The 24947-nt window shown below is 71.3% G+C and carries 25 protein-coding genes; 11 read left to right on the top strand and 14 right to left on the bottom strand.

Annotated features, from left to right (window positions below; all coding sequences use genetic code 11):
• Nucleotides 1-88: 88 nt before the first annotated feature.
• Nucleotides 89-916 (bottom strand): helix-turn-helix transcriptional regulator, encoded by an 828-nt coding sequence (locus KUM44_RS08440; RefSeq protein WP_217207197.1) that lies wholly within the window; start codon nucleotides 914-916, stop codon nucleotides 89-91.
• Nucleotides 917-1260: 344 nt separating this feature from the next.
• On the opposite strand from KUM44_RS08440, the gene KUM44_RS08435 reads away from it, so the two are divergent.
• On the top strand, nucleotides 1261-1782 hold the full coding sequence (locus KUM44_RS08435) for an ATP-binding protein (RefSeq protein ID WP_217207155.1): 522 nt from the start codon (nucleotides 1261-1263) through the stop codon (nucleotides 1780-1782).
• A 103-nt stretch (nucleotides 1783-1885) separates the two neighbouring features.
• Here KUM44_RS08435 and KUM44_RS08430 read toward each other — a convergent pair whose 3' ends face one another.
• The 5 genes from KUM44_RS08430 to rpmG form a co-directional block, all read right to left on the bottom strand.
• Nucleotides 1886-2104, bottom strand: coding sequence for a DUF397 domain-containing protein (locus tag KUM44_RS08430; RefSeq protein WP_217207196.1), 219 nt, complete (start codon nucleotides 2102-2104; stop codon nucleotides 1886-1888).
• Between the two features lie 191 nt (nucleotides 2105-2295).
• Nucleotides 2296-2529 (bottom strand): 30S ribosomal protein S18, encoded by a 234-nt coding sequence (rpsR, locus tag KUM44_RS08425; RefSeq protein WP_217207154.1) that lies wholly within the window; start codon nucleotides 2527-2529, stop codon nucleotides 2296-2298.
• Nucleotides 2530-2535: 6 nt separating this feature from the next.
• Nucleotides 2536-3699, bottom strand: a complete 1164-nt coding sequence (locus tag KUM44_RS08420) for a GTP-binding protein (protein ID WP_217207153.1) — start codon at nucleotides 3697-3699, stop codon at nucleotides 2536-2538.
• Nucleotides 3699-3956, bottom strand: coding sequence for a type B 50S ribosomal protein L31 (locus KUM44_RS08415; RefSeq protein WP_217207152.1), 258 nt, complete (start codon nucleotides 3954-3956; stop codon nucleotides 3699-3701). Before KUM44_RS08415 ends, KUM44_RS08420 begins: the two co-directional genes overlap by 1 nt.
• A gap of 8 nt (nucleotides 3957-3964) precedes the next feature.
• Entirely contained in the window at nucleotides 3965-4129 is a 165-nt protein-coding gene (gene rpmG / locus KUM44_RS08410; RefSeq protein ID WP_030573688.1) for a 50S ribosomal protein L33, read from the bottom strand.
• A 62-nt stretch (nucleotides 4130-4191) separates the two neighbouring features.
• Between rpmG and rpmB the strand changes: the two genes are divergently transcribed.
• From rpmB to KUM44_RS08390, 4 genes are all read left to right on the top strand, one after another.
• On the top strand, nucleotides 4192-4428 hold the full coding sequence (gene rpmB / locus KUM44_RS08405; protein WP_217207151.1) for a 50S ribosomal protein L28: 237 nt from the start codon (nucleotides 4192-4194) through the stop codon (nucleotides 4426-4428).
• Complete coding sequence (gene rpsN / locus KUM44_RS08400) at nucleotides 4428-4733, top strand: 30S ribosomal protein S14 (RefSeq protein WP_217207150.1); 306 nt, start codon at nucleotides 4428-4430, stop codon at nucleotides 4731-4733. Before rpmB ends, rpsN begins: the two co-directional genes overlap by 1 nt.
• 174 nt (nucleotides 4734-4907) lie before the next feature.
• Complete coding sequence (locus KUM44_RS08395) at nucleotides 4908-5390, top strand: hypothetical protein (RefSeq protein WP_217207195.1); 483 nt, start codon at nucleotides 4908-4910, stop codon at nucleotides 5388-5390.
• A gap of 123 nt (nucleotides 5391-5513) precedes the next feature.
• Nucleotides 5514-5981, top strand: coding sequence for a DUF4232 domain-containing protein (locus KUM44_RS08390; RefSeq protein WP_374202022.1), 468 nt, complete (start codon nucleotides 5514-5516; stop codon nucleotides 5979-5981).
• 13 nt (nucleotides 5982-5994) lie between these two features.
• On the opposite strand, the gene KUM44_RS08385 is transcribed toward KUM44_RS08390, so the two are convergent.
• Nucleotides 5995-7140, bottom strand: a complete 1146-nt coding sequence (locus KUM44_RS08385; protein ID WP_217207148.1) for a DUF2786 domain-containing protein — start codon at nucleotides 7138-7140, stop codon at nucleotides 5995-5997.
• A gap of 93 nt (nucleotides 7141-7233) precedes the next feature.
• Here KUM44_RS08385 and KUM44_RS08380 point away from each other — a divergent pair, with 93 nt between their 5' ends.
• The 3 genes from KUM44_RS08380 to KUM44_RS08370 are packed head-to-tail and all read left to right on the top strand — an operon-like array spanning nucleotide 7234 to nucleotide 10277.
• Nucleotides 7234-7731: a GNAT family N-acetyltransferase gene (locus KUM44_RS08380; RefSeq protein WP_217207147.1), complete on the top strand. Its 498-nt coding sequence runs from the start codon at nucleotides 7234-7236 to the stop codon at nucleotides 7729-7731.
• A gap of 31 nt (nucleotides 7732-7762) precedes the next feature.
• The gene (locus KUM44_RS08375; protein ID WP_254389231.1) at nucleotides 7763-8542 is read left to right on the top strand and encodes a Clp protease N-terminal domain-containing protein; all 780 of its coding nucleotides are present in this window, start codon (nucleotides 7763-7765) and stop codon (nucleotides 8540-8542) included.
• A gap of 34 nt (nucleotides 8543-8576) precedes the next feature.
• Nucleotides 8577-10277: a bifunctional 3'-5' exonuclease/DNA polymerase gene (locus tag KUM44_RS08370; protein WP_217207146.1), complete on the top strand. Its 1701-nt coding sequence runs from the start codon at nucleotides 8577-8579 to the stop codon at nucleotides 10275-10277.
• Nucleotides 10278-10533: 256 nt separating this feature from the next.
• Here the strand turns inward: KUM44_RS08370 and KUM44_RS08365 are convergent, their stop codons facing one another.
• The gene (locus KUM44_RS08365) at nucleotides 10534-11430 is read right to left on the bottom strand and encodes a glycosyltransferase family 2 protein (RefSeq protein WP_217207145.1); all 897 of its coding nucleotides are present in this window, start codon (nucleotides 11428-11430) and stop codon (nucleotides 10534-10536) included.
• 128 nt (nucleotides 11431-11558) lie between these two features.
• Between KUM44_RS08365 and KUM44_RS08360 the strand changes: the two genes are divergently transcribed.
• The gene (locus tag KUM44_RS08360) at nucleotides 11559-13970 is read left to right on the top strand and encodes a SpoIIE family protein phosphatase (protein ID WP_217207144.1); all 2412 of its coding nucleotides are present in this window, start codon (nucleotides 11559-11561) and stop codon (nucleotides 13968-13970) included.
• 40 nt (nucleotides 13971-14010) lie between these two features.
• Here the strand turns inward: KUM44_RS08360 and KUM44_RS08355 are convergent, their stop codons facing one another.
• Together KUM44_RS08355 and KUM44_RS08350 are read right to left on the bottom strand one after the other, a co-directional pair.
• Complete coding sequence (locus KUM44_RS08355) at nucleotides 14011-15453, bottom strand: Tat pathway signal sequence domain protein (protein ID WP_217207143.1); 1443 nt, start codon at nucleotides 15451-15453, stop codon at nucleotides 14011-14013.
• 190 nt (nucleotides 15454-15643) lie between these two features.
• Complete coding sequence (locus KUM44_RS08350) at nucleotides 15644-16111, bottom strand: hypothetical protein (RefSeq protein ID WP_217207142.1); 468 nt, start codon at nucleotides 16109-16111, stop codon at nucleotides 15644-15646.
• Nucleotides 16112-16215: 104 nt separating this feature from the next.
• On the opposite strand from KUM44_RS08350, the gene KUM44_RS08345 reads away from it, so the two are divergent.
• Nucleotides 16216-18009, top strand: a complete 1794-nt coding sequence (locus KUM44_RS08345; RefSeq protein ID WP_254389230.1) for a translation initiation factor 2 — start codon at nucleotides 16216-16218, stop codon at nucleotides 18007-18009.
• A gap of 41 nt (nucleotides 18010-18050) precedes the next feature.
• On the opposite strand, the gene KUM44_RS08340 is transcribed toward KUM44_RS08345, so the two are convergent.
• From KUM44_RS08340 to KUM44_RS08330, 3 genes are all read right to left on the bottom strand, one after another.
• A complete protein-coding gene (locus KUM44_RS08340) occupies nucleotides 18051-20069 on the bottom strand; it encodes an NB-ARC domain-containing protein (protein ID WP_217207141.1) in 2019 nt (672 codons plus the stop codon).
• 701 nt (nucleotides 20070-20770) lie between these two features.
• Nucleotides 20771-21193 (bottom strand): hypothetical protein, encoded by a 423-nt coding sequence (locus KUM44_RS08335; RefSeq protein ID WP_217207140.1) that lies wholly within the window; start codon nucleotides 21191-21193, stop codon nucleotides 20771-20773.
• A 283-nt stretch (nucleotides 21194-21476) separates the two neighbouring features.
• Entirely contained in the window at nucleotides 21477-22295 is an 819-nt protein-coding gene (locus KUM44_RS08330; protein WP_217207139.1) for an SDR family NAD(P)-dependent oxidoreductase, read from the bottom strand.
• A gap of 385 nt (nucleotides 22296-22680) precedes the next feature.
• Between KUM44_RS08330 and KUM44_RS08325 the strand changes: the two genes are divergently transcribed.
• Nucleotides 22681-23304 carry a TetR/AcrR family transcriptional regulator gene (locus KUM44_RS08325; RefSeq protein ID WP_217207138.1) on the top strand — a complete coding sequence of 208 codons (624 nt, stop codon included), beginning with the start codon at nucleotides 22681-22683 and terminating at the stop codon, nucleotides 23302-23304.
• 364 nt (nucleotides 23305-23668) lie between these two features.
• Here KUM44_RS08325 and KUM44_RS08320 read toward each other — a convergent pair whose 3' ends face one another.
• Entirely contained in the window at nucleotides 23669-24856 is a 1188-nt protein-coding gene (locus KUM44_RS08320; RefSeq protein WP_217207137.1) for an MFS transporter, read from the bottom strand.
• Between the last annotated feature and the right edge of the window lie 91 nt (nucleotides 24857-24947).

Here is a 24947-nt window from a genome sequence, read left to right as displayed (position 1 = left end):
ATCCCTCAATCCCTAGCAGACCCGCGATCGGCACGGTCGCCATCGCGCTCGTCTTCACGGTCTGATCACACGTCATCGTACTTGCGTATCAAGAGAGTTGAAGGAGCCCTCGCAGAAGATCACGGCTCTCGTCCGGACCGGGGCTGTCCTGCTGAAGCTCCTTCAGCGCCTTCTCGTACTGGATGACGTCCTCGTGCTTGTCGAGATAGAGCGCGCTGGTGAGCTGCTCCAGATAGACGACGTCGGAGAGGTCGGACTCGGGGAAGCTGAGGATCGTGAAGGCGCCGGACTCGCCGGAGTGGCCGCCGAAGCTGAACGGCATGATCTGGAGCCGTACGTTGGGGCGCTGGGAGATCTCGATGAGATGGTGGAGCTGGCCGCGCATCACCTCGCGGTCGCCGTACGGGCGGCGCAGGGCGGCCTCGTCCAGGACGATGTGGAACTCGGGGGCTCCGCCCTCGTCGAGCAGGTACTTCTGCCGCTCCAGGCGCAGCGCCACGCGCTTGTCGATGTCGGCCGCGCTCGCGCCCCTCATGCCGCGTTTCACGACCGCGCGGGCGTACGCCTCCGTCTGCAACAGGCCATGCACGAACTGCACTTCGTACGCCCTGATGAGGCTGGCGGCGCCCTCCAGGCCGACGTAGGTGGGGAACCAGCTCGGCAGGACGTCGGAGTAACTGTGCCACCAGCCCGCCACGTTGGCCTCGCGGGCGAGAGAGAGGAGCGAGGCGCGCTCCTGCTCGTCCGTGATGCCGTAGAGCGTCAGCAGGTCCTCGACGTCTCGCGTCTTGAAGCTCACCCGGCCCAGCTCCATCCGGCTGATCTTCGACTCGGAGGCGCGGATGGAGTAGCCCGCCGCCTCGCGCGTGATCCCGCGCGCTTCCCGAAGTCGCCTCAGTTGCGAGCCGAGCAGCATGCGCCGCACCACCGATCCTGGCTCTCCCGCGCTCACGTTCGCCAGCCTCCCCAACCGTCTTCAGGGCCCGCAGTCTGCCACTAAATCACTTCGAGCAGTACTCGTCCGATTACAGAGATGGAAAGAAGACAAGGGTTACTGGGCAGGAAGAGGCCAGGCAGAGGGAAGGAGAAGGCAAGGAGTGGACTTGAGTTGGCGGAAAAAATGGCCAACAAGCGGTACGGGAGCGTCCAATTCGGTCACGTGCACGTGCATCTGCCCTTGCATCTGCTCTGCGCATCGGAAACCATGGTCCCGCGCAACCGCTGCATCGCAACGACCGCGAACTCCCGGGAGTGCCTCGCATGGGGACGAATGGATCGACCATGCTCGAGCCGTTACGGCAGGGCCTTCCGCCGCTGGATCCCGCAGCCGTCTCCAACGCCGCCTCCTGTGCGCTGCCCGCTCGCTATGAAGCGGTGCGCGAGGCGCGGAAGTTCACACGTCGCACGCTGGATCAGTGGGAACTGGGCGACCGGTTCGACGATGTGTGTCTCGTCGTCTCCGAGTTGGTGACCAACGCGTTGCGGCATGCGTTGCCGGCGGGGGCGCAGCGGGAGTGCGAGCAGGTGCCGCCGGTGCGGCTGCATTTGATGCGGTGGACCGAGCGGCTGGTGTGTGCGGTGCGGGATCCCAGCCATGACAGTCCGGTCGCGCGCGATTCCGACGACTTCTCCGCGGAGTCCGGGCGGGGGTTGTTCCTCGTCGACTCCTTCAGTGACAGCTGGGGGTGGCAGCCGTTGGCCGGGGCGCTCAGCGGGAAGGTCGTCTGGGCGTTGTTCCTGCTTCCGGCGCGGGGAGCTGTCGTGGGGGCGTCGGGGAAATAGGGGCAGGCGCCCGGCGTTCGCCTGTGCCGGGGGTCGCGGGGGTCGTGTTCTACGCGCGTTGCCAGGTGGATGAGCGCTGGTCGGGCGGGGGCTGAGGGACCGCTCAGCCCGCGACCAAGTGGTCGAACTCGCCGTCCTTGATGCCCAGGAGCATTGCCTCGATTTCGGCCCGGGTGTAGACGAGCGCGGGGCCGTCGGGGAAGCGCGAGTTGCGTACCGCCACGTCTCCGCCGGGCAGGCGCGCGAACTCGACGCAGGAGCCCTGCGAGTTGCTGTGCCTGCTCTTCTGCCAGGCCACCCCGTTCAGATCTGTGGCTGCCATGCCGTTGTACACGTCGTGGTCCACAGATCGCTCCCCGGTGGTGCGGCGGTCAACTGCCTCCGGATCATAGCTGTGTTTCACGTGCACGTGCATGAGCGAATGCACGTGCACGGGGGGTGTTCCTGTGGTTACTCCTGTGACGTATGGGGGCGTGTCCGGGTTCCGGGGTATGAGGGCCGCGCCGCCCGGGGTCAGCGGCTGACGTACGGGAGGAGGGCCATTTCCCTGGCGTTCTTGATGGCCTTGGCCAGTTGGCGCTGCTGCTGGGCCGTCACTCGGGTGACGCGGCGGCTGCGGATCTTGCCTCGGTCGGAGATGAACCGGCGCAGCAGGTCGGTGTCCTTGTAGTCGATGTAGGTGATTCCCGCCTGGTCCAGGGGGTTGGGGCGGGACTTGGCGGGCTTGCGGTCGAACTTGCGGGGCATGGGGGGTCAGACCTCCAGGAGGGTGTCGAAGGCGGGTGGGAGTTGCTTCCAGGCATCGCGTCCGGCGGCGTACTCGGCGTCGGTCAGGAGGCAGGACTCCAGGAGTTGCTCCAGGCCGTCGCGGTCGAGGGCGGGGGACGTGAAGACCAGGTGCTGGCAGCAGTCGCCGTGCTCGGGGTGCCAGTCCAGCGCGGCGGCGGCGCGGCGGATCGGCGGGACCATGTCCCAGGCCGCGTCGGGGAGCGAGGCGAGCCAGGGACCCGCGCTCTCCACGCACAGGGCGCCGCCCGCGGCGTCCCAGTGGAGCAGGACGTCCGGTTTGTCGGCCAGCCAGAAGCGGCCGCGGCTGCGGGCCGCCGCGCAGGTCAGGTCCTCCAGGGCCGCGTAGAGCCGCTCCGGATGGAAGGGGCGACGGCGGTGCCAGACGAGGGTGGTGACGCCGTGGGCGTCGGCCTCGGCGGGGAGCAGGGCGCAGGCGGGGTGCTGGGCCGCGCCGGCCGACTCGACGTCGAAACCGGACAGGGCCGAGCTTGCGAGGAGGGACTGGGGCCGGTTGCGCGGTGGCGGCACCGTCAGGTCGTCCGTGGGGATCGGGACCTGGCGGGCCGTCGGGTGGAGCTGGGCGAGCAGCTCGCGGTCCTCGTCGTCGGCCTCCGGGGAGTCGGCGACGGCGAGGACGGGAGCGTATTCGAGCTGGCGGGCGAAGGTGTCGGCGACCGTGCGCTGGTCGGTCGCCGCGGCCGCGAGGCCCCGTTCGGCGAGGTCGTCGCCGTTGCCCAGGTACGGCAGGACCAGCGCCGGGTCGACCGCGGTGATCACGCCGGTGAGCGTCAGCCCCCCGGCCGTGACCACCTCGGCCATCGCCTTCGGTTCCACCGAGTCCCAGAGTTCGACGACTGCCATGCGGGTCCCGCCGGCTTCCTGGATTCTCAGCAGTTCCGGCACCAGGTCCTCGCGCAGGGCGCAGCAGGCGCAGTCGTTGACGAGGGGGGCCTCGCCGGTGCTGACGAGGCCGGTGGCGTCGCGGATCGTGCGGACGACCGTGCCCGCGGTGGCCGTCGCCAGGTCGTGGTGGAGTACGACGCTGTCGGGGAGGTCGGCGAGCAGCCGGTCGACTGTCGCCCTGCGGGCGTCCACGTGCAGGCCGGCGACGATGACGACGGAGAGCATCAGCCCTTCTTCCCGTAGCGGCGCTCGAAGCGCTCCACGCGGCCGGCAGTGTCCAGGACGCGGGCCGTGCCGGTGTAGAAGGGGTGGCTCACGTTCGAGATCTCGACGTCGACGACCGGGTAGGTGTTGCCGTCCTCCCACTCGATCGTCTTGTCGGTGGGAACGGCGGCGAGCGTCGAGCGGGTGAGGAAGGCGTGGCCCGCGGCTCGGTCGCGGAAGACGACGGGGCCGTAGGAGGGGTGGATTCCGTTGCGCATGCGGTGGCTCAGCGCTCCTCTCGGAAGTCGACGTGGCGGCCGGCGACCGGGTCGTACTTGCGCAGGGTCATGCGGTCCGGGTCGTTGCGGCGGTTCTTTCGGGTCACGTAGGTGTAGCCGGTGCCGGCGGTGGACCGGAGCTTGATGACCGGACGGAGTTCGTTGCGTGCCATGCTGCTATCTTACTGAAAATGAATTCCATTAACAGCAGCCACCGAGGAGAGGTTCGTCACCTGTGTCCGCCCACTGCATGCTGACCGGCGCCCAGCCCGGGTTCGGCAACTCCATTTCCTTCTCGCATCGGCGGACCTCCCGCCGGTTCGACCCCAACATCCAGAACAAGCGCTACTGGCTGCCCAGCGAGGGCCGGTATGTGCGGCTGCGGCTGAGCGCCAGGGGGATCAAGACCGTCGACGTCATCGGCGTCGAGGCCGCCGTCGCCAGGATCCGCGCCCGGGGAGTGAAGGTCTGATGGCCAAGAAGAGCAAGATCGCGAAGAACGAGCAGCGGCAGGAGATCGTCGCTCGGTACGCCGCCCGGCGGGCCGAGCTGAAGGAGATCATCCGCCGGCCGTCGTCCACCGATGCCGAACGGCTGGCCGCGCAGCGTGAGCTGAGCAGGCAGCCGCGGGACGCGAGCGCTACTCGGGTGCGCAACCGAGACCAGGTGGACGGGCGGCCCCGCGGCTACTTCCGTGCCTTCGGTCTGTCCCGGGTGTCGCTGCGGGAGCAGGCCCACGCGGGGTATCTGCCGGGGGTGCGCAAGTCGTCCTGGTAGAGGCGGCGGGCCGGTGGCGCTCGTGAGCCCAGCCGTGGAACGGACTCCCTGGTAACTTGCTGCGGTCGTTTCGGCCACCATGGCCGACTCGGCCGTATGCCGACCGCTACAGCTTGGGAGCCTCCAGTGACCTCGGCGACTTTCTCCCGTACGCGCACGATGCCGGGCCGGCGGATGCGGGCCGTGGCCGTTGCCGCGTCCCTGGCGGGCGCGCTCGCCCTGACCGCGTGCAGCGGCGACGGCGGCTCCGATGCCAAGCCCACGGTCGGCTCCTCGGCCGATTCCTCCGCGACCGCCAGTGCCGACACGGGCGGCGGTACGGGCGGGTCGGCCTCGGCCCCCGGCGAGTTGGAGGGCAGCTGGCTGGCCACGACCGACGGCAAGGCGGTCGTGCTGGTCGTCACCGGCGCCAAGGCCGCGCTCTTCACGACCGGCGGGACCGTGTGCAGCGGGACCGCGGGCGAGCAGGACGGGATGCGGATGATCCGCCTCAAGTGCCCGGACGCCGGCAAGGACCGGGCCGTCGGGATGGTCGACTCCGTCGGCAAGGCGCAGCTGAAGGTCACCTGGGAGGGCGGGCTCGGCGCGGAGACGTACACCAGGGCGGAGGGCGGGAAGCTGCCGACGGGGCTGCCCACGGGCGGCCTCGGTTCGTGATGTTTGATCGGTTACTGTCCGACCCGCCTGTGCGGTGATCGCCACCCGGTCGCCGACGTCTCCTCCAGAGGACCCATGCGCGCCACTTCCCTCACCGTCGCCGCCCTCGCCGCGGCCCTCCTCCTGACCGCCTGCGACGACGGGGACAAGGGCCAGGACAGCAAGGCCGGTTCCGCCTGTGCCGACGAGATGTCGGTGAAGTTCGGGCCCGGCAACGCCGCCCCCGCCGCCGGGGACACCGGCAACGTGCCCGTCACGATCACCAACGCAAGTGGCGCCGAGTGCGTCCTGGACGGGCTGCCCGCCATCGAGTTCGACTCGGGCGACGCCGTGACCGCCGTCGGGGCGGACGAGGCCGCGGGAGTGAAGAAGACGACCCTCGCGAAGGAGGCCTCCACCTCCCTCACCCTCACCTATGTCCGGGGCGAGGGCGGCGGCACCAAGAGCCTCGGCGTGCAGCGGGTGAAGATCCATCTGCCCGGGGCCGGCGAGACGCGCGACTTCAAGTGGTCCTACGGCGATGTCGCGCTGAAGAGCGACGGGCGGACGCCGGACGCCTCGGTGAGCGGGTTCCAGCAGTCCGGCGACTGAGGTCCTTCGGGGATCAGCGCAGGGGGCGGCGAGGGGCTACTTGTGCCCGGTCCGCCGCCTCCGAGCCCTCCACCCAGCCCGCCTCGTCGCTGACGCCGCGCAGGCGGGTCGTGGTCGTCTCCGGGAACATGCCGTCCAGGCGTTCGGTGACGGCCACCTCGCGGGAGGCGAGGACCGGGAGCAGGTCCTGGGTGACCTGGGTCTGCGCCGCCTCGGCCAGGCGCGTGCCGATGCGGTGGGCGTAGGCCGCGAGGAACGACTGCCGGAAGGTCTTCGTACGCTTGCGGCCGCCCGCCCGCTGGGCCGCCTCCGCCCTGGTCATCGCGGTCTGCGCCTGCACGAGGAGCGAGGTGTGGAGGAGTTCGACCACCTCCAGGTCGGCCTCGAAGCCGACGACCGTGGAGAAGGCGAAGGGTTCGTTCCACACGGCACGGCAGTGGTTGGCGGTCGCCACCGCGTCCAGCAGGACGGCCTTCGCCTGTTCGTACGGCGGTTCGACGCCGATCCGCCAGGCGCCGGGCACGTCCTTCGTGGCGTGCGACGCGTGCGTACGGCTCGCGAGGAGGGCGTCGTCGATGCTGTGCCGGGCCATCAGTTCCTGTGCCTTGGCGCTGAGCGCCTCCGCCTCCTGAGGAAAGCCGGTCGCCTCCGCCTTCGCCAGCAGCGCCCGGATACGGCCGAGCATGCGGGACTCGGGGCGGGGCTGCCCGGTGGCGGTCGTGACCGGCTCGTCCAAGGGCTCCAGCGCGGGCAGGCGCAGCAGCAGACGGTACAGCTCCAGGACGGCGGTCGCGTGCGAGAAGCGGTCCGTGCGGGGTGGCGCTTCGGTGGGCAGGTCGTCGAGCTGCGCGGTCCAGCGGGGGCCGCGGGGGCGGTCGTCCGGCCGCTGCGCCCGGATCAGCGCCGAGAGCAGTCGTACGTGCGCGTCGTCCAGCTCCCGCCGCACGAGCCGTACGACATCGGCGGGCTGCCAGCCGCGCCGCCAGGCCGCCGCCACGAACTCCCGCCCGCGCCGGTCGAGTTCCTCGTCCGCCTCGGGGGCGACGGCGAGGAGGGAGGCGCCCGTGTCGAGGGCGGCGTCGGTGTCGGCGTAGAGGGCGTGCTGGAAGGCCCGGTCGACGGGGCCGGGGGTGTCGCTCGGACTGTTCGTGCTGCTCACTCGGTGATGGTGCCACGGGGTGGGCGCGGTCCTGCGGGGCCACCGGGAAAGCCGGTTGTGCGTGGGGTGGGGGCGTGCCTAGTTTCCGGGGGCATGGATGGGATTAGAGCCGTACGTTTTGATCACCCCGACGCCGTGAAGCTCTCCGCCCTCGTGCAGGCCGAGTATGTGCGGCGCTTCGGCTACGACGACATGACCCCGCTGCGTCCGGGCCACTTCGACCCGCCGGGTGGGCTGTTCCTGATCGCGTATCTCGCGGGTGAGGCCGTGGGGTGTGGGGGCTGGCGGGTGCAGGAGGCGGAGGACGAGGGGTATGCGGCCGGGGACGCCGAGCTCAAGCGGATGTTCGTGGTGCCCGAGGCGCGAGGGCGGGGGATCGCCCGGAGGATTCTGCGGTCACTGGAGGACAGTGCGCGGGCGGCCGGGCGGGTGCGGATGGTGCTGGAGACGGGGACTCAGCTGCACGAGGCCGTGGGGTTGTACGTGGCCTGCGGGTATGTGCCGACGGCCGAGTTCGGTCCCTACCGGGGGTACTCCGACAGTCGTTGGTTTGCCAAGGCACTGCGGGAACAGGTGTCAACTGAAGGTTGACAGCCTCGGGGTGTCAACTTACGGTTGACACATGTCGACGAACCCGAGCATCACGTCATCCGTACGTCTCGACGAACTCATCGCGGCCATCAAGAAGGTCCACGAAGAGCCCCTCGACCAGCTCCAGGACGCGGTGATCGCCGCCGATCACCTGGGTGAGGTGGCCGACCACCTGATCGGTCACTTCGTGGACCAGGCCCGGCGGTCCGGTGCCTCCTGGACCGACATCGGCAAGAGCATGGGCGTCACCCGGCAGGCCGCGCAGAAGCGGTTCGTGCCCAAGGAGTCGGCCGACCTCGACCCTCAGCAGGGTTTCGGCCGGTACACGCCGCGTGCGCGCAACACGGTGATGGCCGCCCACAACGAGGCCGTCGCGGCCCGTAACGCCGAGGGGCGGCCCGAGCATCTGGTCCTCGGTCTGCTGGCCGAACCGGACGGGCTGGCCGCGAAGGCGATCACGGCGCAGGGCGTCCTGCTGGACTCGGTGCGCCAGGCCGCCACCGCCGCCCTGCCGCCGGCCGCCGACAACGTCCCCGAACTCGTCCCCTACGGCTCCGACGCCAAGAAGGTGCTGGAACTGACCTTCCGCGAGGCCCTGCGTCTCGGCCACAACTACATCGGCACCGAGCACATCCTGCTCGCCCTGCTGGAGTTCGAGAACGGCACCGGTGTGCTGTACGGGCTCGGGCTCACCAAGGACGCGGTGGAGGAGTACCTCGTCGAGATGCTCTCCCAGTTCCTGAACAGCGGTGTGCAGACGGTCAAGGAGGCCGGCGAGGGCGGTGGCGAGGAAGGCGCGGCGCGGAGCTGAGGGCGTTGTCAGACCCGGGTGCCACACTCGCTGCATGACCGACCGGTGGGCGCTCGCTCCGGCCGAGGACGGTGGCGTGGAGATCGCCCCCCTCGGCCCGGACGGGCTGCCCACGGGGCCGGTGCGCCGGGAGGCGGACCTGGGTGAGGCCGTGCGCGGACGGCCGGAGGTCGCGCGGTGGGTGTGGCGGTCCACCGCCGAGGTCTATCCGCGCCTGCTCGCCACGGGGGTGCGAGTGGAGCGGTGCTACGACATCGAGGACGCCGAGACCCTCCTCCTCGGCCACGAGGGGCGGCACGGAGAACCGAGGTCGGCCGCCGCAGCCCTCGCCCGGCTGCGCCGCCTCCCGGTGCCACCCGATCCGCCCCAGCGGGCGGCCGAACCGGGCTCGCAGTCCCCCCTGTTCGAGCCACAGGCGGTCCATCTGCCGCTGGCCGACCTCGTCGAGGTCTACGCCGACCAGCAGCGCCGGCACGACGCCACCGCCCACCCGGAGCGGATGCGGCTGCTCACAGCGGCCGAGTCCGCGGGGATGCTCGTCGCCGCCGAGATGAACCGGGCCGGGCTGCCGTGGAGCGCCGAGGCGCACCGAGGGGTCCTGCACGAACTGCTCGGCGAGCGGTACGCCGGGGGCGGGGAGCCCCGGCGGCTCGCCGAGTTGGCGGACGAGGTGTCGGCCGCGTTCGGGCGCCGGGTGCGGCCCGATCTGCCGGCCGATGTGATCAAGGCCTTCGCGCAGGCCGGGATCAAGATCAGATCGACCCGGCGCTGGGAGATCGAGTCCCTCGACCATCCGGCGGTGAAGCCGCTGGTCGAGTACAAGAAGCTGTACCGGATCTGGGTGGCCCACGGCTGGTCCTGGCTCCAGGACTGGGTGCGCGACGGGCGGTTCCGACCGGAGTTCCTCGCGGGCGGGACGGTCACCGGGAGGTGGGTGACCAACGGCGGGGGCGGGCTCCAGATCCCGAAGGTCATCCGGCGTGCCGTGGTCGCCGACCCCGGCTGGCGGCTCGTCGTGGCCGACGCCGACCAGATGGAACCCCGGGTGCTGGCGGCGATCTCCCGTGACCCCGGGCTGATGGAGGTGGCCGGCCGGGAGACCGACCTCTACCAGTCCGTCTCCGACCGCGCCTTCTCCGGCGACCGCGCCCAGGCCAAGCTCGCCGTGCTGGGCGCCGTGTACGGCCAGACGTCGGGCGACGGGCTCAAGAACCTCGCCGCGCTCAGACGGCGGTTCCCCCGGGCAGTGGCGTACGTCGACGAGGCGGCGCGGGCCGGCGAGGAGGGGCGGCTCGTGCGGACCTGGCTGGGGCGGACGTGTCCGCCGGCGGCCGGGGCGAGCGACGCCGCCGAGGAGGCGGGCATTCCGGTGCCGGACGCGGAGGACGAACCGGCCGGGGGCGCCGGTCCGCAGGAGTGGGTGCCGGGCTACGCCTCCACCAACGCCCGCGCCCGGGGCCGCTTCGCCCGCAACTTCGTCGTCCAGGGCAGCGCCGCCGACTGGGCGCTGCTGCTGCTCGCCGCGCTGCGGCGCACCTGCGCGGACATGGCGGCGGAACTGGTCTTCTTCCAGCACGACGAGGTGATCGTGCACTGTCCCGAGGAGGAGTCCGAAGCGGTCGTGACGGCGATCCGGGAGGCGGCGGAGCTGGCGGGGCGGCTGACGTTCGGGGAGACGCCGGTGCGGTTTCCGTTCACCACGGCGGTGGTGGAGAGCTATGCCGACGCGAAGTGACCAGCGCCGGACGGCGCCGGACGGTCGTCCAACGACGACTTCGCCGACCGGACTGCGCCGGAGCGGATCACCAATGGCCGGATGTCAGCGGTCTGTTGGCATGGCTTATTGTGATCACTTCATCGGATCCGGCCGACGGCGCGCGCGTACGACGCGCAACTCGGGGGAGTGTCGCCGCCGCGCCGGATCCGGGGATGCCGGGTCCCGGTCGGCGGAGGTGACCGACCGGGACCCGCGTCCCCTCCCCGGCCCCCTCTCAGATGACCGGCGGCCGGCCCAGCCGGCACAGTCCCCACACCGTGCGCCAGCGCATGGGACGCCGCTCGCCCGCCGGTTCCCGCAGCCCCTCCAGGAAGCCGCCGAACCACGCGCGCAGGCCGGCCGGCGAGCTCCGGTTGCGGACGAGGGTGAGGAGCACCCACACCCCGAGGTGCACCGGAATCAGCGCGAGCGGCAGTCGGCGGCGGGTCAGCCAGACGCGGTTGCGGGCGTTCACCCGGAAGTAGATGGCGTGCCGGGCGGGCGAGGTCTTCGGGTGCTGGAGGAGCAGTTCGGGCGCGTAGAGGATGCGCCAGCCGGCGTCGGCGGCCCGCCAGGCCAGGTCGGTCTCCTCGTGGGCGAAGAAGAACTCGGCGGGCCAGTCCCCGGTCTCCGCCAGCATCGCCATGCTCAGCGCGTGCCCGCCACCGAGGAAGCCGGTGACGTACCCGCCCCGCAGGGGGTCGGACCTGCCGATCCTCGGCACGTGCCGCTGCTGGGTCTCGCCCTGTTCGTCGGCGATGCGGAAGCCGACGATGCCGAGCCGGTCGTCGGCCGCGTACAGGTCCCGTACGCGGCGCAGGACGTCGGCGTCGACGAGGAGTCCGTCGTCGTCCAGCTCGACCACGACGTCGACGTCCCCGAAGGCGCGCAGTCGCGCGAGGGCCACGTTCCGGCCACCCGGACAGCCCAGGTTCTCGTCGAGCTCGATCGGCGTGACCTCGCCGGGCAGCCCCAGCCGCTCGGCGAACTCGGGGAGCGGACAGCCGTTGCCGACGACGACGATCCGGACGGGGGCGAGGTCCTGCTTGGCCACGGACTCGAGCAGCGCGTCGACCTCGGCGGGGCGGTTCCCCATGGTCACCACGGCGACAGCGATCCTCGGTTCCGTCATACCCTGCCCTGCCCTCACCTCGTACCGGCTGCGATTACCGCCGCGATGCTAGTGGTTCACGGTAAGGACTTCTTAAGTTCGCCGTACTGCGCGGGGGCCGACCAGGGGCAGGCCCACCCTCCTCACCCATGTCCCGCCCATATTCATGCACAGGAATCCGACTTGTCCCATTCTCTCGCGACGCGCACGCTGGAATCGTGTGGTCACCAGATGCCGCTACGGCCACCATCAGCCTTCAGGGCATCGTCACGGGGTGGAGCGAGGGTGCCCGGCGGCTGCTGGGATACGCCGCCGCCGAGGTCGTGGGGCGGGCCGCGGCCGATCTGCTCGTGGACCGGGAGGCGACCGGCTTCTCCCCCGTCGGCTCCGAGGAATGGAGCGGCACGGCGGCTCTCAGGCACCGCGACGGACACCGCGTCGAACTGACCCTGCATGCGCATCCCTCCCTGGACGGCGGCGGCGCCACCCAGGCGTTCGTCGTCACCGCGACCACGGGAACGGCCGCGTCCGACCGTGACCGGCGGATGGTGGAGTGGGCCTTCGCCCAGTCCTCGATCGCCCTGTCCACCTACAGCGCCTCGTCGGGTTCGTGGCGGCTGAACGCGGGCTCGGAGACCGACCCGCTGGGTGAGGCCCGTTCCGACGAGGGGTTCCTCAGGTGTGTGCGGCGGGTCGCCGAGGAGGCCATGCCGATGCGGTACGAGGGGTTCGCCCCGGCACCGCCCACCCCCACGACCCGGCAGCGCTCCTGGATCGTCGAGCTGTGGCCCGTCCGGAACCCCGTGTCCGGCGACGTGGCCGGGGTCGGCACCGCCGCCTTCGACAGCAGCGAGCAGTACGCCGCCCGGCAGCGGCTGGCCCTGCTGAACGAGGCGGGCTCCCGCGTCGGCACCACCCTGGACGTCGCCCGCACCGCGCAGGAGCTCGCCGATCTGGCCGTTCCGCGGCTGGCCGACTTCGTCAGCGTGGACCTGCTCGACTCGGTCATGCGCGGGGAGGAGCCGGTGCCGGGGATGGTCGACGCCGCCGTGATGCTGCGCCGGGTCGCCCACCAGTCGACGGCCGAGGGCGGGGGCGTGCCCGAGGCGGCCGTCGTACTCGGCGGGATCGACACCTATCCGTCGTTCTCACCGCCGGCCCGCTCCCTGACCAGCGGGCGGCCGGTGCTCAGCGGGACGGAGGACCCCGACTTCGCCCGCTGGGTCGGCGAGCACGAGGCACGGGCCGCCGTAGTCCGGGAGCACGGCTTCCACTCGGTCATGGCGACCCCGCTGCGGGCGCGGGGCATCACCCTCGGCGTCGCGGTCTTCGTCCGCGGCAAGGGCTCCCCGCCCTTCCAGCAGGACGACCTGATCCTCGCCGAGGAACTCGCGGGCCGGGCCGCCGTCGGTGTGGACAACGCCCGCCGCTACACCCGCGAGCGCACCAACGCGCTCACTCTCCAGCGCAGCCTGCTCCCCCGCGACCTGCCGAAACAGGCGGCCGTCGAGGTGGCGTACCGCTATCTGCCCGCCGGTACGGGCGCCGGCGTCGGCGGCGACTGGTTCGACGTCGTCCCGCTGTCCGGCACCCGGGTCGCCCTGGTCGTCGGCGATGTCGTCGGGCACGGCATCCACGCCTCCGCGACGATGGGGCGGCTGCGCACCGCCGTACGCACCCTCGCCGACGTGGACCTGCCCCCGGACGAGCTGCTCACCCACCTCGACGACCTGGTCAGCCATCTCACCTCGGACGACGACAGCGCCGTCCGTGATCTGCCGTACACCGGCGGGATCGGCGCGACCTGTCTGTACGCCGTCTACGACCCGGTCTCCCGGATCTGCACCCTGGCCAGCGCCGGCCATGTCCCGCCCGTGCTGCTGCTGCCCGACGGCACGGTCGACGTCGTACGGCTCACGCCCGGACCGCTGCTCGGCGTCGGCGGGCTGCCCTTCGAGGCGACCGAGCTGGAGCTGCCCGAGGGCAGTCTGCTCGCCTTCTACACGGACGGCCTCATCGCCCGCGACCGCGACATCGGCCTCGGCCTCGAACGGCTCTGCGAGGCCATGTCCTCCCCGGTGGCCTCGCTGGAGATCACCTGCGACGCCGTCCTGCGGGCCATGCTCCCCGAGAGCCCCGCCGATGACGTGGCCCTTCTGATCGCCCGCACCCGCGCCCTGCACGCCGACCAGGTCGCCGCCTGGGCCCTGCCGTCCGACCCCGCGATCGTGGCCGACGCCCGCGCGCAGGCCACCCGCCAGCTCGCGGCATGGGGCCTGGAAGAGGCGGCGTTCGTGACCGAGCTGGTGGTGAGCGAGCTGGTCACCAACGCCATCCGCTACGGCGACGTACCGATCGGCCTGCGTCTGATCCGGGACCGCACCCTGATCTGCGAGGTGTCCGACGCCAGCAGTACCGCCCCGCATCTGCGCCGGGCCCGTACCTACGACGAGGGCGGCCGCGGGCTGCACATGGTCGCCCAGCTCACCCAGGGCTGGGGCACCCGCCAGACGCCCACCGGCAAGACGATCTGGGCCGAGCAGCCCCTACCGGTCGGCTGACCATGACGGGGGAGGTCAGGTGCCGTCGCCGACCGGTGTTTCAGGCCCGCAGCGGGTTGGCGCGCACGGCCGCCATCAGATACCAGGCGGTCGCCCCGAGGTGCCGGTAGGGGTAGTAGCCGAACCCGAACCCGGTGTCGAGCGGGCTGCTGGCCGACACGACCCCGGACCGCTCGGGAAGCGCCCGCCCGCCGACGGTCTGACCGCCCCCGAGCAGATCCTGCGCCCGCTCGATGGAGCCGAGCAGCCGCCGCGCCCGCGCCTCGTCCCCGCGTCCGTGCCGCTCCCGCAGGGCGAGCGCGAGATGAGCCGTCCCCTCGAACCACACGCCGTTGCGGTCGGGCTTGGGCCGGCCTTCGGCGATCGGGGCGTCCTCGTTCGCGACGAGACCGGCCGAGCTGAAGGTGACACCCTCGTACGACTGCCCCGCCGGCACCGTGCTGTTGCGCCGCTCGGCGTGATCGAGGGCGGCCAGCTCCCGCGCGGCCCAGTCCAGCGACCGGGCATGGGTGCGGGAGCCGAGGGCCAGGTAGGTCCAGGTCTGGGTGTCGGCGGGAATCGGCGACTTGTTGACGGTCACCCCGTCATTGGTCCCGGTGTAGAAGAAGCCGCCGTCCGCCTCACACATGTTCTGGAGGAACCCCCGGGCACGAGCACGCCGCTCCAGCCAGACCCCGTCCCCCGTGAGACGGGCAAGCCGCCCGAAGAGGCAGACGAGGTCGGTGTTGTGCTCGGTGGAGGTGAAAGGCAGCTTCTGATTGGCCCCGTCGACCCCGAACTTGTACCCGCCGAGGGGTTCGTCGGTACGCCCGTTCCGCTCGATCCACTCCCCGATCCGCACGGCACCCGCGAGGAACCGCCGCTGCCCGGTCCGCCCCGCGAGGGCGCTCAGCGCGATCCCGGCCCAGGCCATGTCCCCCACGGCCGTCCCCGTGAACCCGAACTGCGTCCCCACGTTGGCGCTGCCGTCCGCCCGCACGAACCCGTCCGGCTGGAGCGAGCCGTCATAGAAGGTGTACGGCCCGACGTTGTACGCCTGCCGCAGCCGGCCGTCGTCGTGCGCCGGGTCGTGCTCCTGCGCGTACAGCAGCGCGTCCCCGAGTGCCACGGCGCGGGCGCGCCCGTCGGCGGTGCGGGCGGCGAGGTGGGCGAGGACCGCGAGGGCGTTGTCGTAGGTGAAGGCGGTGCTGAACAGGCCGGCCTGGTCGGCGTAGCTCTGGGCGAGGCGGATGCCGCCGTGGTCCGGGTAGGCGTCCATGGCGGCGGCGAGGAAGGCGTGGCCGCGGCGCTGGGCGGAGGCCGCGCGGGCATGGGCACCGACTTCGCCCGCCCCGGCCCCGTCGGCATGGGCCGGCCCCACTCCGGCCGCGGTGAGCACGGCGGCGCCGAGACCGGCCCCCAGGAGCGCACGGCGACTGAGCGCCGGGCCTCGCCCTCGTCCCTGTCCGTCGGTCGTGCGGGTCACGCCGGTCATGCCGTTCATGGGTCTCCCTTGCCGGGCCTTGAGAGCGCTCTCACGAGTGCGGGGTCATTCTGCTGGGACGGGTGGGGTGGGTCAACGTTCGTGCGGTGCCGAGCAGTTGACGGGAGGATCGAAGGGCGAGCTCGCCCTCCGGCACCTGGCGGAAGATCCTTGTAGACGATCCTTGTCACAGTCACAGTCACAGTCACAGTCACCGGGACCGGGACCGGGACCGGCAGCACTCCTGGGCCACCGTGACGAAGGCATGCTTCGCGCTTTTCAGTTCGTCCGGCCTCTCATGCCGGCGCAGACAGTCGACGAGGTGTTGTGCCGCCGCGGCGGCGTCAGGCGGGCCTTCCAGGAGCACCCCGCCCAGGGCGCGTTGCAGCAGGACGTCGTCGTCGGCCTGCCCGCGGCCGGTCCGCTCGGTGAGGATCCTGGCCTCCGCGGCTCCGAGGAACTCCGCATAGACCTGACGGCGGCGGGCGAACTCACGGTGGCCGGACTCGGCGCTGAGCGTCATGCGAACCGACTCGAGCAGCGCCTCCGCCTGACGGTCACCCGCGTGCCGTGCCGCCTCGGCCTGCCGGATACCGGCACCGCGGGCGTACCAGCCGGTCACCACACTGCCCGCGATCGCCGATCCCGCGGCGATCAGGGCGATTCCCCAGTCACTCATGCCGCCATCCTCGCGACCGGTCCGACAGACCACCCCGCCCTTGCTCGATGTGCGGCGTGGATCACTCTCGGCTACCCGTGAACAGCGCGCGATAGGATCGGATCATGTCGCCCGCCGACGTGAACGAGCCCGCCCCGACCTGCGGAAACAGCACTTCCCGTCCGCCGGTTCCCAGTAAACTGGGCGACGGGCGACGGGCGACGGGCGACGGGCGACGGGCGACGGGCGACGGGCGACGGGCGACGGGCGACGGGCGGGCGGTTCTGTTCGTGGCTCGGTCGGCGGTGGCTCTGTACCGGCTGCTGGACGTCGTCCCCGTATTCTCCGGTGATGGCCGGATCACGCGCCTGTTCACCCTCGCCCCGGGTTCGGACTTCGGAGCCGACGCGCTCTCCGCGATCGACGCCGTCGGAGGCCGTACGGTGCCGTGGAGCGAAGCGTGCGGTCGTACCCACGACCTGGTCGTCGCCGCGAGCCCGAAGGGCGACCTGAGGCTGCTGCGCGGCCCCCACGTCCTCCTGCCGCACGGCGCGGGCTTCAACAAGTCGCTCCCCGGCGAAGGTTCGGCCGACTCGGCATCCGGGCTGGACCCGGCGTATCTGCGACGAACCGAACCCGACGCTCCGATAGCACTGCACGCCCTGGCCCATCCCGACCAGGTCGCCAGGCTCGCCGCCACGAGTCCGCAAGCAGCCCGGTGCGCGAAGGTGATCGGCGACCTCACTCTGGAACGCGTCCTCGCTTCCGTCCCCCTGCGCGACCGTTACCGGGCCGCGTTGGGCACCGGGGCCCGCAAGCTGCTCGTCATGGTCTCCACGTGGGGTCCCGACTCCCTCCTCCGGCAACGCCCCGGCCTGCCGGCCCGGCTCGCGGCCCAGCTGCCGTACGACGAGTACCAGTTGGCGCTTGTGGTCCATCCCAACGAACGCAGCCTGCTCGGCACGTACGAGCTGACCGAGCGCCTGGCGCCGGCCCTCGACGCGGGGATGGTCCTCCCGGATCCCTGCGAGGAGTGGGCCTCGGTCCTGATCGCCGCCGACGCCCTCGTGACCGACCACGGATCGGCGGCCCTGTACTACTGCGCGGTCCAGGACCGCCCCCTCGTGAGCGTCCACCCGGGCGGCGGCGAGCTGATCCCGGGCAGTCCCATGGACGTACTACTGGGCCGCATACCGCGGTTGGAACACGGCGCGGACATCACCGAAGCACTGCGGGCGTACCGGCCGGGACCCGGGCACGCCGCAGCTCAGGCCGCGTTCGCACCGCCCGGCGATGCCGTGGAGCGCCTGCGCACCGAGGTCTACGCCCTGCTCGGTCTCGCGCCGCCCGCCCAACGCCTCACTCCCCGACTGCTGCCCGCGCCCGTGCCCGCCACGCGCATCCCCGCGGCGTTCGACGTCCGCATCGACACCACCGCGGCGGGTGTCCGGATCACCCGGCACCCGGCCGGCACCGGACCGCCTGGCCACCACCTCGCTGTGGAGCACGGCGCCGCGGACGAGCGGTACACCCGTTCGGCAGGCCTGTTGTACCGTCGTCCGCTGCCGCCGTCCCAAGCCCCCGTGGACCTCGCCTGGACCTCCGACGGCTGGACCCGGCACGCGTTGTCCGCCTACCCGGGCTGCCGTTCGGCCGCGGCGCTGCTGCCGTCCGGCGGCTGCCTGATCAGAGCCCGCGGCCATGAGCAGCCGTACACCGTCCGGATCGACCCTCGGCCCGAGTCAGGCCGGGTCGCACGACTCGACCCGGCCGTCGCCCTGTCGGCCGTGTACGCCCGGCTGCTCTCCCCGCAGCCCGCTCCGGACAGCCACACCGAGCTGAACTGCCTCGTCGGGGACCGGACGTTCCGCATCACCCTCCGCCCGGCCACGGACACCGAGGCGGCGCAGGTGATCTAGGGCCTGCTGTTCGGACGCCGGCACGATCCAGGCGACCGGCCCTAGACGAGGCCGTTGCGCCGACGCAGGGCCCGGGCCGCCGTACGGTGTTCCTCGGCTTCCGCCAAGTTCCCTTCGCCCGTGTCCAGTTCGGCCAGAGCCTCGTGGACGCGTGCCCGGTCCACACCGGCGCGTCGTCGGTCGGCACGCGCCAGGGACTGCTCGTACAGCTCCCTGGCCTCGACCGTACGGCCGAGCTGGTGCAGGACACCGGCGAGGGCGGACGCCGAGCGCCCGATCAGCCTCTCGCGCCGCTTCGCCACGAACCCGGTGTGCGCCTCGGACAACAGCCGACACGCTGTCTCAAGATCCCCCACCTTGGCGCTCGCCTCTCCCATCCGGTACGTCTGGAGGAGGACGCCGTAGGGGTTGGGGATCGCGCGATGCAGGTCGCGGGAGCCGGCGAAGTCGGCCAGAGCGGCACTCCACTCACCCCGTGCGCCCTTGAGCATGCCGCGGGCCTCCACGGCCGAGGCGGCGAGCTTACGGTCCCGGTCGGACTCCCCCAGCAGCTCACCGGCGGACATCGCGCCGTCGAGCTGGGCCGCGGCCTCCTCGTACTCTCCCGACTCCCACAACGGTCTGGCCAGCTGGCAGCGGGTGCGCACCAACCACCCGGCGTTCCCGCCATGCCGGACCGCCGAGTCGACGGCGAGCCGGAAGACCTCGACGACCTCGGACTGGTGGGGATGGTCCAGGGCATGCGTCCACACCGGCTCGGACAGGGCGACGACCTCGGTGTCCAGCCCCCGGCCGTGGGCCAGGCGGGCGCAGGCGAACAGCACATGGCGTTCCTCGGCCAGCCAGCGGGCCGCGCGTTCGGCACGCTGGGCCCGGGCCTCGTCGCTCGTGGCCGCTTCCGGATCCTCCAGCGCGACATCCGGCACACCGGGAACACCGTCGAGCCGATCCACGACGGTCAGCCGGGCGCCGGCGGCGAACCGGTCGGCCAGCTGAGCCTGCCGGACGAGCCAGCGCACCAGCCTCACCTGCGCCTCGGCCACCTCCCCGTCCGCCGTCTCCCGTCGGCAGCGCCGCATCGCATGCGCACGCAGCGGTCCCGGCAGCCTCATCTGGCCGGACTCCGTCAGCGACAACGGACGCAGGTCCAGTAACCCAGCCCGGTCCAGCTCCTCCAGGGCGTCCTGGCAGTCCTCCGGCCCCAGTCCTGACAGAGCGGTGGCGGAGGGGAGCGTGAACGTCTCGCCGGGGTGGTGCGGCAGCAACCGGTAGAGCAGGGCCGCCGGGCGGGACAGATCGGCGTAAGCCGTGTCCCAGACGCGCTCCACGTCGGACACGCCCTTCTCGTCCAACTCGGTCCGGAGATCGGCGAGGAGACGAGAGAGGGGGCGCAGGCGGTGCGTACGCACCCATCGGCCCGCCACGTGCAGCGCCGCGGGCAGCCCGTCGCACAACCGGATCACGGCCCGCGCCGCCTCGGGGTCCGCGGCCAGCCGCTGGTCGGGGACGATCAGCTCCAGCAGTTCCGTCGCGGCCCGCTCCTCCAGTGGCGGGAGCGCCAGATCCACCGCGGCACCTGCCTCGAACTCACGGAGCGGACCGTGGCTCGTGACGATCACCACGCTGTCGCCCGACGCCGGAAGCAGGGGAACGACCTCCGAGGCGTAGCGCACGTTGTCCAGAACGAGGACCAGTTTCGCCTCGGACGTCCTGTTCCAGTACTGCCTGCACCGGGCCGCGTAGGCGGCCTGCACCTGCCCCGGCTCCACGTCGAGCGAGCCCAGCAACCGGGTGAGCACATCACCGGGATCCAGCGCGTCACCGTCCCGGAAGTCATCGAGATCGACGGACAGCACACCGTCGGTCATGGGGTAGCGGTCGAGCAGAGTCCGGGCGATCAGACCGGCCAGCTCCGTCTTCCCCAGCCCGGCGGGCCCGCTCAGCGCGAGAACCAACGGACGGGAACGGCTCCGCCATTCCGCCACGGCACGCAGGGCACGCTCCAGCTCCTCGTCACGGTTGACGAAGTGCACCGGCTCCGGCGGAAGTTCAACCTTCACAACAGTCCCCTCGACCCTCCGCAGCGCACTGCGCGCACTGCACGCACTGCACGCACAGCACGCACTGCCCAACGATCATGCACTCTAGAGACTTTCAGGGTGGGGCGTCCGGTGCAGGCGAAGACCGGAAATGCGCGGCCCCATGCTCGCCGGAGGCTGCTCGGGTCGGCCATGCCCACGAGCGTGGAAATCCATCGGCACATGCGGAGAGTCAGACCCGCCGGTACGTGAGCAGATGAGTCAGCCCCGCCGGTACGTGAAGGGCCGATCTCGCCCTCGACCCCGATTCCAGGCCCCACTGAGACCAGAGCTGAGGCCGCCGGCACCCGCACGGCGCGCGCCGAGCGTCGTCGCCGTGTCCGGCCTCAGGTCCGGGGTCACGCCGATCCGACTGAACGGCCCTCTCACGCAATCGCTCACGCACGCTCCTGCCTGAGGGCCGTAGCGGCCTTCGCCCACAACTCCCCACGGGCGCCAGGCACAGCCGACCCGGATCCAGTAGCCGAGGGCACCGATGATCTCCCGCCGCGGATGCTCGGGTGGGCGCCCCCGGCTTCGGAGGCAGCGCCAGCGACGCCAGCGCTGCCCAACCCGCGAGTGGCAGATCGCCGGGCACACGTTTCGCGCCCCTTCATCCCAGCCTCCACCAGCACAGGGACTACCAAACTCGCCTGCCTTGAAGGGGACTTCTCAGACGCCCTCTATCGTTGCGACGACTCATCAGCGGCCTCGCGGCGGCGGAGACGCAGCAGTATCCCGCCCACAGCCAGCGTCCCCACGGCGCCCGAGGCGATGCCGAGCGCCAAGCCGCCGCCGTAGCCCGGTCCGTCGCCCGATGCCGGGGCCTCGTCCGGAGCCGAGACCTTTACCTCTTCACGCAGGACGATCGCGGGGTAGTTGCACACATAGTCCCGGTCCTTTTCCGTCACGCAGTCGGCGTCCTTGTGGCGCAGCGTGAACGTCACGGGATACGTGCCGGGCTTCAGGTTCTCTCTTATTCGACCCGCACCCACCCAGGCGCGCTCGGTGTCGCCCAGGGTGGTGTCGCCGGCCAGCGCCGGGCTGGAGACCTCCACCGCCGTCGGGTGTGGATTGCCAGGGCGCTCCTTGACCGTGAGTTCCACTGCCGCGCCGGGTTCTGCCGGACCGCTGACGGAGACATATCCCCTTCCGGGGAAGGGGAGTTGATCGGCGTGAGCCGTCCCGGCGGGCCCGAGCAGCATCAGAGGCACAGCAAACGCGGCAAGTCCGCTCTGCACGGACGAGCGTGTGAAGTGGGTCATATGCGCTTCCCCCGTATGAAGTGGTCATACGATCATGACCAACCATGACGCACTCACGCCAGGCGGCATGACGCACGTCTCAAATAGTCCGGCACAGGACCGACTCACGCCCCGGCGGCAAGAATCACCCCTCGTCGCCGCGCGAACTGATGCGAAAGCCGAAGGGAAGAGTCCCGGGGTCCAGCGCGGTCGCGCCCCCGTCCACGGTCAGCACCGTACCGTTGACGAAGGACGCAGCCGGCGACAGCAGCCAGGCGATGGCCTCGGCGACCTCACGGGGCTCGCCGGGGCGGCGTGCCGGCAGCAGCCGGGTGGCCTCCTCGTATGCTCCGTCCACCCCGGCGGAGGCCAGTCCGGCCTCCTCGGCGAACCGGGCCATGCGGCGGTCGGCCATCTCCGTGCGCACCCAGCTGGGGCAGACGGTGTTGGCCCGCAGACCCTGAGGCCCGTAGTCCACAGCCAGCGACCGGCACAACTGGAGCAGTGCCGCCTTGGACGTGGCGTAAGCGGCATTGCGCACCCCGTTACGCAGGGCAGCGACCGAAGCGACCGCGACGACAGATCCCCGGGCTCGGAGCAAGTGCGGCAAGGCCGCCCGCATCAGAAGGAAGGGGCCGGTGAGATTTGTACCAAGCACTGTCTCCCAGTCCTCGTCGGACAGTTCTCCGACACCCCCGCTGCGTGCCACTCCCGCATTGACGACCAACCCGTCGAGTCGACCGAATCGCGAGACGGCAGTTTCGACGAGGTGGACAACAGCGTCCGGGTCGGCGGTATCAGCCGGGCAGGCCAAGGCTCCGGTTTCCTCAGCGACGCGGTGCAGGGGCTCCGGTCGTCGCCCGGAGACGACAACGTCGTGCCCGCCGGCCCGAAGCAGCCGTGCTGTTGCCGCACCGATCCCCGTTCCGCCCCCAGTCACGACCACAACACGCTGATCTGCCATGGGTATTCGGCCTCCTGTCACGATCGGGGTCGGGCAACGTGATCTTACGAGGCTGTGGACTGGCGACCGGAGTCAGTGCGGCCAACGCGACTGCACCAAGCCGAAGCTGAAACCTGCACCTACGGGCCCGGCCAACGGCGCCGGCTCAACGTGCGACGCCCTGCGCGGTTCGACTGCGAGACTGCGAGAGGGCCTCGGTCCGGAGTTCAGCCGAGCACCTTGCGGGGAACCCACAGAGGCTTCTGACCTCCGCATCTTCTCCGATGAAGGATCCAGGGCGGCCACAGCCGGGAAGTAAGCTCCGCGCTCACGGCTTCTCGCCTGTCCGGAAAACGCAACATGATCGAACGACTTATTCGCTAGACTAAGTCGGTATAGTGTCTCCATGGCTCATGTTTCTGCGGCAGAGCGCCGTCCTCAGCTGATCAAGGCCGCCATCGACCTCATGACGAGGGAGGGTGTGGCTGCCGGAAGCACCCGCGCCATCGCGGCCGAGCTGGGCGTGGCACAGGCGACGGTGCACTACACCTTCGGCACCAAGGAAGATCTGTACCGGGCCGTCATGGAACAGCTCACCCATGATCTGATCGCACAGGTCGAACGGGCGGCGCCCGCGGACGCCGGCTTCGAGGAGACGGTCGCGGCACTCGCCGCCGCCCTGTGGCAGACCCTTCGCGAGCAGCCGACCACCCACCAACTGCTCACCGAACTGTCCATGTTCGCGCTCCGGACACCACGGCTCCAGGAGGCCCTTGAGGGCCACTACCGCGAGGTGACGGTCGTGACGACGAGGCTGGTGACCGAGGCGGCTGAGCGCACCGGTCACCAGCTCGCCCAGCCGGCGGAGACCCTCGCCCGGTTCTTCCTGGCCGGCTTCGACGGCCTCTCGGCGCAGCATCTCTCATTGCCCGACGAGGAGGCCGAGCTCACCTGTCTACAGGCCCTGGTCTCCGCTGTCGTCGCTTTCGCGGGAGGCCGAATGGAGCTCGTGCCCCTGCCGATGAGCTGACGGCAAGGGGGAACAGGCCGGCCTCGCCCTTGTCGCCGTCGCAGAGCCATGAGCTCTCGCAGAGCGGTGAGCTGTCGCAGAGCCATGAGCTCTCGCAGAGCGGTGAGCTGTCGCAGAGCCATGAGCTCTCGCAGAGCGGTGAGCTGTCGCAAAGCGATGAGCTCCGGGCGTTGACCGGCCGGAAGGTGCCCGGATCCGCGGCGAGGGTCCGGTCGTAGACCTCCAGATTCCGGCGGCGTCATCTCCGCCCTGGAGCAGCGTCTGCGCCCCGTTGCCAAGACAACCGGTCCTCAACGCCCAAGCGGCCGCTGCCCCTGACATCCATCAAGGGCAGCGGCCGTTCCGCGAGGTCGGGACGATGTCTTCAGACCGTCGGCGCCCGCCCGCGCTGCGGTTCGTTGGTGGCCTTCCCACTGGCCACCGTCATCCTCAGCAGCGGCAGTGAGGCGAGGAAGGTGCCGGTCGCCAGAACGAGGCCGAGTACGCCGGCTCCGGCGCCGTCGAGGAGGGCGCCGACGGCCAGGGGTCCGATGCCGGTGCCCAGGGCTCCCGCGCCGCTGAGGGAGGCGACCAGGCGTCCGGTCGGGTCGATGAGCGCCGCGGCGGCGAGCATCTGTACCAGGACGGCCAGCTGGCAGGTCTGCCAGAGGACGGCCGCGACGGTGAAGAGCACGGGGTCGTGGGTGAGGACCAGGGCCGCCATGGCGAGGGCCTGTGCCGTGACGAAGACGGCCATGGACCGCATGCGTCCGAAGCGCCGCGCGGCGATGGGTCCCACCACCGCGCCGACGAGTGCGACGACGCTGGAGACCGCGAGGACGGCGGACACGGCGGAGTGGGACAGGCCGGTGTGCTGGCGGCCCAGGACCGAGGCGTAGGACCACGCGCCCTGGGTGACGGCCCACAGGAGTCCGGTGCCGACGAGCAGCACGACCGACGGTTTCGCCGAGGCCGTCTCTGCCGTGCCGGGGGTTTCGGAGGCCGGAACTGCCGGGCCGTCGGGGAGGCGGCGGGTCAGTGGCCAGGCGGCGAGGCAGCACAGTGCCATGAGCAGGAAGCCGGTGCCCTCGCCCAGGTCGTGGTTGGCCGCGGGGACACCCATGATCAGCAGTGCGGTCACGCCGACCACGCCGCAGATGGTGACGGCGGAGGCCTTGTCGGCGTCGTCGGTGGCGGCGAGCGCGGCCGTGGCCGCGGCGTAGACCGCGCCGAGTCCCGCGCCGAGGACCAGGTTGGCCAGGACCAGGGTCACCGGGCCGGTGGCCGCCGTCGCTCCCAGGAAGCCGGCTCCCGCAACGGCCAGGCCGAAGCGGGTCATCAGCACCCGCCCCGGCCGCGCGGCCCGCTTGGCCAGCAGCAGGGTGACGATGGCGGTCGCCATCAGCTGGGTCGCGGCGACGAGTCCGGCGCCGGAGTCCGACAGCCCGAAGCGCGAGGCGAAGTCGTCGACGAAGACGGGCATCACGTTCGCTCCGCCGTTGCCCAGGGTCACTCCGGCGATGAGCGCGACCGCGACGCCGAAGGTCAGGGCGGTCCCGCTGCGCGCGTTCACCGGCTGCTCCTGTGCGAGGAGTTGGGTACTGGCGCGGTTCCTCGGCGGTGCGCCGAGTGTGCGACAAGCATGAGGGCCTCACGAGTTCAGA

It is taken from the genome of Streptomyces sp. AC550_RSS872 (genome assembly GCF_019049285.1).
In the GTDB taxonomy this organism is placed as follows: domain Bacteria; phylum Actinomycetota; class Actinomycetes; order Streptomycetales; family Streptomycetaceae; genus Streptomyces.
The sequence above is the reverse complement of the archived record's forward strand: the minus strand, read 5'-3'. Positions and strand labels throughout refer to the sequence as shown.

Bases quoted from the DNA above. Each gene is read 5' to 3' on its own strand.
- KUM44_RS08365 (WP_217207145.1), bottom strand. From the start codon at position 11,430: ATGACGGAACCGAGGATCGCTGTCGCCGTGGTGACCATGGGGAACCGC.
- KUM44_RS08370 (WP_217207146.1), top strand. From the start codon at position 8,577: ATGACCGACCGGTGGGCGCTCGCTCCGGCCGAGGACGGTGGCGTGGAG.
- KUM44_RS08415 (WP_217207152.1), bottom strand. From the start codon at position 3,956: ATGCGCAACGGAATCCACCCCTCCTACGGCCCCGTCGTCTTCCGCGAC.
- KUM44_RS08325 (WP_217207138.1), top strand. From the start codon at position 22,681: ATGGCTCATGTTTCTGCGGCAGAGCGCCGTCCTCAGCTGATCAAGGCC.
- KUM44_RS08435 (WP_217207155.1), top strand. From the start codon at position 1,261: ATGGGGACGAATGGATCGACCATGCTCGAGCCGTTACGGCAGGGCCTT.
- KUM44_RS08380 (WP_217207147.1), top strand. From the start codon at position 7,234: ATGGATGGGATTAGAGCCGTACGTTTTGATCACCCCGACGCCGTGAAG.
- KUM44_RS08330 (WP_217207139.1), bottom strand. From the start codon at position 22,295: ATGGCAGATCAGCGTGTTGTGGTCGTGACTGGGGGCGGAACGGGGATC.
- KUM44_RS08420 (WP_217207153.1), bottom strand. From the start codon at position 3,699: ATGCTCTCCGTCGTCATCGTCGCCGGCCTGCACGTGGACGCCCGCAGG.
- rpsR (WP_217207154.1), bottom strand. From the start codon at position 2,529: ATGCCCCGCAAGTTCGACCGCAAGCCCGCCAAGTCCCGCCCCAACCCC.
- KUM44_RS08355 (WP_217207143.1), bottom strand. From the start codon at position 15,453: ATGAACGGCATGACCGGCGTGACCCGCACGACCGACGGACAGGGACGA.
- KUM44_RS08345 (WP_254389230.1), top strand. From the start codon at position 16,216: ATGTCGCCCGCCGACGTGAACGAGCCCGCCCCGACCTGCGGAAACAGC.
- KUM44_RS08395 (WP_217207195.1), top strand. From the start codon at position 4,908: ATGCGGGCCGTGGCCGTTGCCGCGTCCCTGGCGGGCGCGCTCGCCCTG.
- rpmG (WP_030573688.1), bottom strand. From the start codon at position 4,129: ATGGCACGCAACGAACTCCGTCCGGTCATCAAGCTCCGGTCCACCGCC.
- KUM44_RS08350 (WP_217207142.1), bottom strand. From the start codon at position 16,111: ATGAGTGACTGGGGAATCGCCCTGATCGCCGCGGGATCGGCGATCGCG.
- KUM44_RS08375 (WP_254389231.1), top strand. From the start codon at position 7,763: ATGTCGACGAACCCGAGCATCACGTCATCCGTACGTCTCGACGAACTC.
- KUM44_RS08430 (WP_217207196.1), bottom strand. From the start codon at position 2,104: ATGGCAGCCACAGATCTGAACGGGGTGGCCTGGCAGAAGAGCAGGCAC.
- KUM44_RS08440 (WP_217207197.1), bottom strand. From the start codon at position 916: ATGCTGCTCGGCTCGCAACTGAGGCGACTTCGGGAAGCGCGCGGGATC.
- KUM44_RS08360 (WP_217207144.1), top strand. From the start codon at position 11,559: ATGTCCCGCCCATATTCATGCACAGGAATCCGACTTGTCCCATTCTCT.
- rpsN (WP_217207150.1), top strand. From the start codon at position 4,428: ATGGCCAAGAAGAGCAAGATCGCGAAGAACGAGCAGCGGCAGGAGATC.